General features: G+C 69.7%; 7 protein-coding genes. All 7 read right to left on the reverse strand.

Translation table 11 applies throughout. From position 1 onward, the window contains the following. On the reverse strand, positions 1-1,085 hold a 1,085-nt coding region (locus AC1VAN_RS10570), incomplete at its 3' end, for a PilN domain-containing protein (RefSeq protein ID WP_480985766.1). Further along, positions 1,082-1,945, reverse strand: a complete 864-nt coding sequence (locus tag AC1VAN_RS10575; RefSeq protein ID WP_025876700.1) for a type II secretion system minor pseudopilin — start codon at positions 1,943-1,945, stop codon at positions 1,082-1,084. The genes AC1VAN_RS10575 and AC1VAN_RS10570, both read right to left, overlap by 4 nt. Further along, positions 1,942-2,574 (reverse strand): type II secretion system protein J, encoded by a 633-nt coding sequence (locus AC1VAN_RS10580; RefSeq protein WP_032977169.1) that lies wholly within the window; start codon positions 2,572-2,574, stop codon positions 1,942-1,944. Before AC1VAN_RS10580 ends, AC1VAN_RS10575 begins: the two co-directional genes overlap by 4 nt. After that, positions 2,571-2,990, reverse strand: a complete 420-nt coding sequence (xpsI, locus tag AC1VAN_RS10585; RefSeq protein WP_025876704.1) for a type II secretion system protein XpsI — start codon at positions 2,988-2,990, stop codon at positions 2,571-2,573. Before xpsI ends, AC1VAN_RS10580 begins: the two co-directional genes overlap by 4 nt. Beyond that, a complete protein-coding gene (gene xpsH, locus AC1VAN_RS10590; protein WP_025876706.1) occupies positions 2,987-3,481 on the reverse strand; it encodes a type II secretion system protein XpsH in 495 nt (164 codons plus the stop codon). The genes xpsI and xpsH overlap by 4 nt, the downstream gene beginning before the upstream one ends. Positions 3,482-3,487: 6 nt before the next feature. Beyond that, positions 3,488-3,931: a type II secretion system major pseudopilin GspG gene (gene gspG, locus AC1VAN_RS10595; protein ID WP_480985767.1), complete on the reverse strand. Its 444-nt coding sequence runs from the start codon at positions 3,929-3,931 to the stop codon at positions 3,488-3,490. A gap of 49 nt (positions 3,932-3,980) precedes the next feature. After that, a partial coding sequence (gene xpsF, locus AC1VAN_RS10600; RefSeq protein ID WP_480985768.1) for a type II secretion system protein XpsF occupies positions 3,981-5,133 on the reverse strand: 1,153 nt, incomplete at its 5' end.

A 5,133-nucleotide genomic window follows, 5' to 3' on the forward strand; every position in this document is an offset into this window, starting at 1 on the left:
GGCTGCAGCTCGGCGGTCAGGGTGAAGCGGTCGCGGCCACTGGCGGCACCGTCAGCCTGCAGCACGCCGGTAAGGTTGACCTTGCGCCACTGCGGCGCGTCCTGYAGCAGCGTGACCAGCTGCGATGCTTCGCTGCTGAGGCCGATCAACTGCAGGCTGTTGTTCTCGATCGCCAGTTTTTCCAGGTAGGTGCCATCGGGCAGGCGTCGGGTCAGCTCGTTCCAGACTTCGACGGTACTGGCGCGCTGGTTGCGCTGTGTTTCCAGGAACGCCGCTCCATCCAGCAGCGCCTGCAGCTGGCTGCGTTCGCTGGCCACGCCACGTGCACTGCGGGCGCTGCGCTCGACGTCTGCGCGCAGCGCATCGACGGCGTCACGACGGTTGTCCAGCAACTGCATCGCCGCCAGCACCAGCATCACCAGCGCAGCCATGGCAAGCAGCAGGTTCCAGCGCCGCATCGGGTCCGGTCGCTGCTGACGCTGCGCGGGCGGCAGCAGGTTGACCTGCAGCGCGCGGCCCTGGGCATCGATCGCATCGACACCGGCCAGCACGTCGGCCCACGCTCCGATCTGCGCGCGCCAGTCATCCAGCTGGCGCAGCGGCCAGGCCACCAGCTCCACCTGCAGCAGGCCTTCGCCGGCACTGCCCAGCTCACGGATGTCATAGCTGACCTGGCTGGCTTCGAACGGTGTCTGCCGGTCGATCTCGTAGCCGACCACCGCACGCAGGCGGTCAGCGGCTGCGGCAGGAAGACGCAGATTCCGCCGCAGGACCTGCCCGGCCGGCAGCAGCCACACCCGTGGCAGGCTGCGCAGGCGCGGCTCCAGCACGCGGTCCAGGTCCACCGGTTGCAGCGGCCAAGGCAGGCGGGCCACGGGCTCGAGACCGTCGCCGGTTTCACGCCAGACCTGTAGTTGCCCGTCCTCGCACTGCAGCAGCAGGCGGGTCTGCGACCAGCCCAGCGCCCATTGCCAACGCATCGGCACCCAGGCCAGCAACGACTGCCGCCACCAGCGCAGGAAACGGCCGGCACCGGGGCCGATCTGGCCCTGCACCTGCCGCAGACTGTCCTGCCACGCCGTCATCTTGCTGCCATTCCCTGCTCCCAGCGAAGCACTGTGTAGGTCCGGCCGGGCACCCCGCCCGATCCGTTGCGCACCACCGCCTGCAGCACTGACAGGCGTCCGCTGCCGTCAGTGGCGCGGGACTCGATACTATAGGTGCCACTGCCGCTGGCAAGCGCTGATGCACCCGCAGCGTTATCTCCGTCACGCTCCTGCTGGGCGCGTTGCGCCAGCAGTTGTTCCGCATCCAGGCCCAATGCCGTCAACACCGGTCCACTGGCGAAACGTGGATCCGGGCGCGCCTGCCTGCTGTAGAGCGTCAGGTGCGGCAGCATCGCGGCATACAGCGACCCGCGCATCCCCAGCACCCGCTGCAGTTCGCCCAGGGTTTCAAAGCGCTTGTTGCGCGGGCCATAGGGCAGGCCTGCGGCGGCGTACTCCGGCGCCTCGGCACCGCCACCGGGCTGCAGCAGGCTGTCTTCGTCGCGCCAGTCGATGATCGCACCGGCCAGCTGCCTGGCGCTTTCTGCCGGCTCGCCCAGTGCCTGCATGAATGCGGACAGCAGGGCCGCATCGGCCAGGTTGAGGTTGATCTTGCCGTTCTCGTCCAACACCCGGATCTCGATGCGGGCGTCGTCGAACTGCCAGCGATAGGCGCGGCCATCAGCCTGCCACGGCGGACGCTGCGGGTCCGGCTGCAGCCGCAGCAACGCGTATTCCAGGCCGGCGCGGGCGCGCTCCTGGCCGCGTGCGTCGTCACCGAGCACCCGCTGCTGCAGGTGTTCGACCCGTGCGCTGAGCGCAAAGGCGCCGACCAGCGCGGTCATCAGCGCGATCAACCACAGCACCAGGACCAGCGCGGCACCACGTGGACGCTTCATCGCGCACCTCCGCTGCCACCGGCCCGCAGTGACACCACCAGCGGCGGCCACGGCGTGCCCCTGGCCGGCACGATCTGTACTTCCACCAGCAATGGCAGGCGTCGGGTGTCCTCCCAGCGTGGCAACCATTCGGTCAGCTGCCCGTTGCTGGCGTCGACACCGCGGTAGCGCAGCCTTACGTCCTTCAACTCCTCCGCCAGCACTTCGGGCGGGCGCGGCGGGTTCTCTTCGATGCGCTCGCCTTCCTGCAGCAGCACCAGCCCCAGCAGCAAGCGGCGGTGGCCGGCTGCGCCATCCACCTGCAGCGCATGCAGGTAAGGGCCGCCACGACCGAGATAGCCCGGCAGGTCGGCAACGAACTGCATGCCCTGATCGTCACCCTGGAAGAACACCGGTTCGCGGGTGGGATCGGGCACTTCCAGCGGGCTGCGCAGGGCACTGGCGAGCTGCCGCCGCAGCAGGGCCTGCACTGCGCGCATGCGTTCGCTCTGCGCGGCAATCTGCTCGCCGCGCTGGCTGATCGCCATCGCCGAGCGCACGCTGGCGAACGCCAGCGCCAGGCCGCCTGCCAGCAGCACCGTGGCCAGCATCACTTCGACCAGGGTGAAGCCGCGTGCGCGGCGCCTCATCGCGCATTCTCCAGCGCGGGCGGCAACAGACGCAGGCTGCGCCAGCGCAACTGCTCGCGTTCACTGTCGCCCCAACGCACCTGCAGCTGCAGTTCCGCCAGCCAGGGTGCGCCCGGCGACTGCGCAGCGGGCAGCGCACCACTGCGCGGCTCGGCCCAGGGCTGCACCTGCAGCTGCCAGTGATAACGCCCCTGCTCCCACTCGCCCTGCTGGCTGCCGGCCTGCAGCGGTGCTTCCACCCCGGCGGCGGCCAGCAACGACTGCGCGTGCAGCACCGCGCGCGTGCGCAGCTCGGCGTCGCGCACCTGCCGCGCGCCGCCGGACAGGCTGCCCAGCAACAGCGTCAGCGCCAGCCCGAGCAAGGCGAAGGCAACGATCACTTCCAGCAGGGTAAAACCACGGGCGCGCGACCTCATTGCGCCCGCCACGGTCCGGAACGGACTTCACCGGTCAACCAGCCGACATCGATGCGCCACTCGGCGCTCTCCAGCTGCAGGCGGATGCGGCCGCCACTGGAGCCGCCGTCGGGATGGAATTCGATCACGCCCTGGCCGGGCGCGGTGGCCAACTGCGCGGCACCTTCGAACTGCACCTTCAGCTTGGCCGGCACTTCACCGTGGCGCTGGCTGGCGCCCTGCCAACGATGCTGCGCCGGCTCGATCACGAAGCGCTGCGGTTCGCCGCGGGCAATGGCCTGCGCGCGCACCATGCGCAGCTGGTTGGCGATGTCCTTGCCGGCACTGCGCAGCTGCATGCCGGCAAAGCCGCGCGACATGCCAGCGGCGGTGATCAGGCCGATGGCCGCGATCAACGCGATCACCAGCAGCATTTCCAGCAGCGACAGGCCCGCCGCGCGCCTGCCGTGCAGGCGCGGGCGTGACACCCGGCGCGGCAGGAAAAGCAGCATGCGTGCTTACGGCTGGTAGCGGATGTCAGCGTCGACGCTGCTGCCGCCGGCCTTGCCGTCCTTGCCCAGGCTGATCAGTTCATACGCCTGGCCCTCGCCCGGTGCGCGGTACTCCAGCGCGTGGCCCCACGGGTCGTTGAGGTCGGCAGGCTTGGCATACGGGCCCAGCCAGCCACCGACGCCGGCCGGTGCGGTCACCAGGTCGTTGAGCGAGGCGGGCAGCTTGCCGGTGTCGATCTGGTAGTTGTCGACCTTGGAGGCAACGGTCTGCACCTGCGCCTTGGCGATGTTGGCCTTGCCTCGATCGGCGCCGCCGAGCACGCGGCTGGCGACCAGGGTCAGCACCGCGCCGATCAGCACGATGACGATGATGATCTCSAKCAGGCTCATGCCCGACTGGTGGCGTGCGGCGGTGAAGGAAAGGCGGATCGGTCGACGGGAAGCAATCATGGTCGGTCCTTTCAGGTACGGGATGTCGGGGTTGCGAAGGAGGCCATCGTCAGCCGATGGCGTTGGTAAGGTCGTACAACGGCACCAGCACGGCCACGATCACCGCGCCGACCACCGAGGCCAGCACCAGGGTGATCGCCGGCACCATCGCCGCCAGCAGGCGGTCGATGCGGCGGGCGCTGTCCTGTTCGAAGGTATCAGCAGCTTTCAGCAGCATSGTRTCSAGCGCGCCGGACTCCTCGCCGACCTGGATCATCTGCAGCGCCAGCCGGGGAWAACGCTTGCCGCGCGACAACGCCAGCGACAGGCCGGTGCCGTTCTTGACCTCGTCGGCGGCGGTCTCCAGGTCTGCGGCAAGCGCGCGGTTGCCGAGCACGTTGCGGGCGATGCCCAGCGCCCCCAGCAGCGGCACGCCGTTGCGCAGCAGTGTCCCCAGGGTGCGCGCCAGCCGCGCGGTTTCCAGCTCGCCCAGCAGGCGGCCGATGCCCCGGCGCTGCAGCAGCCAGCCATCCAGCGCCAGACGGAACGCGGGCTGCCGCACCTTGCGTTCGAACAACAGCAGCAGCACGCCCGGCACCACCAGCAGCAGCACCCACCAGTCGCGCACGAACAGGCCCAGCTGCAGCACCATGTTGGTGAACCATGGCAGCGCCACGTCCAGGCTTTCGTACATCTGTGCGAACTGCGGCACCACGTAGCCCAGCAGGAACAGCAGCGCACCACCCACCACCACCAGCAGGATCGCCGGGTAGACCAGGGCGTTGATCACCTTGCCCTGCAGCGCACGGCTGCGTTCGAGGTAGTCGGCCAGGCGTTGCAGTGTGTCGTGCAGGCTGCCACCGGCTTCGCCGGCGCGCACCATGTTCACGTATAGACGCGAGAACAGGCCGTGCTGGCGTTCCAGCGCAGTCGACAGCGGCGCGCCACCACGCACCACGTCGCGGATGTCAGTGATCGCGCGGCGCGAGCGCTCGTCTTCGGGCAGGCTGAGCAGGATCGACAGCGCGCGGTCCAGCGGCTGCCCGGCACCGAGCAGGGTGGCCAGCTGCTGGGTGAACTGCAGCAATGCCGCGCCCTGCAGCGGACGCTGGCGGAACAGGCCGCGCAGGCTGCTGCCGCCAACCGCCCCCCCGTCGGCCAGCTGCGTCTCCATCGGCAGATGGCCCTGGTCCTGCAGGCGCGCGACCAGCTCGGCCTCGCTG

The sequence above is a fragment of the Stenotrophomonas sp. 05L44_2 genome, assembly GCF_056665995.1.

Coding starts and splice junctions, on each gene's coding strand:
- AC1VAN_RS10575 (WP_025876700.1), bottom strand. CDS start 1,945: ATGAAGCGTCCACGTGGTGCCGCGCTGGTCCTGGTGCTGTGGTTGATC.
- AC1VAN_RS10580 (WP_032977169.1), bottom strand. CDS start 2,574: ATGAGGCGCCGCGCACGCGGCTTCACCCTGGTCGAAGTGATGCTGGCC.
- xpsI (WP_025876704.1), bottom strand. CDS start 2,990: ATGAGGTCGCGCGCCCGTGGTTTTACCCTGCTGGAAGTGATCGTTGCC.
- xpsH (WP_025876706.1), bottom strand. CDS start 3,481: ATGCTGCTTTTCCTGCCGCGCCGGGTGTCACGCCCGCGCCTGCACGGC.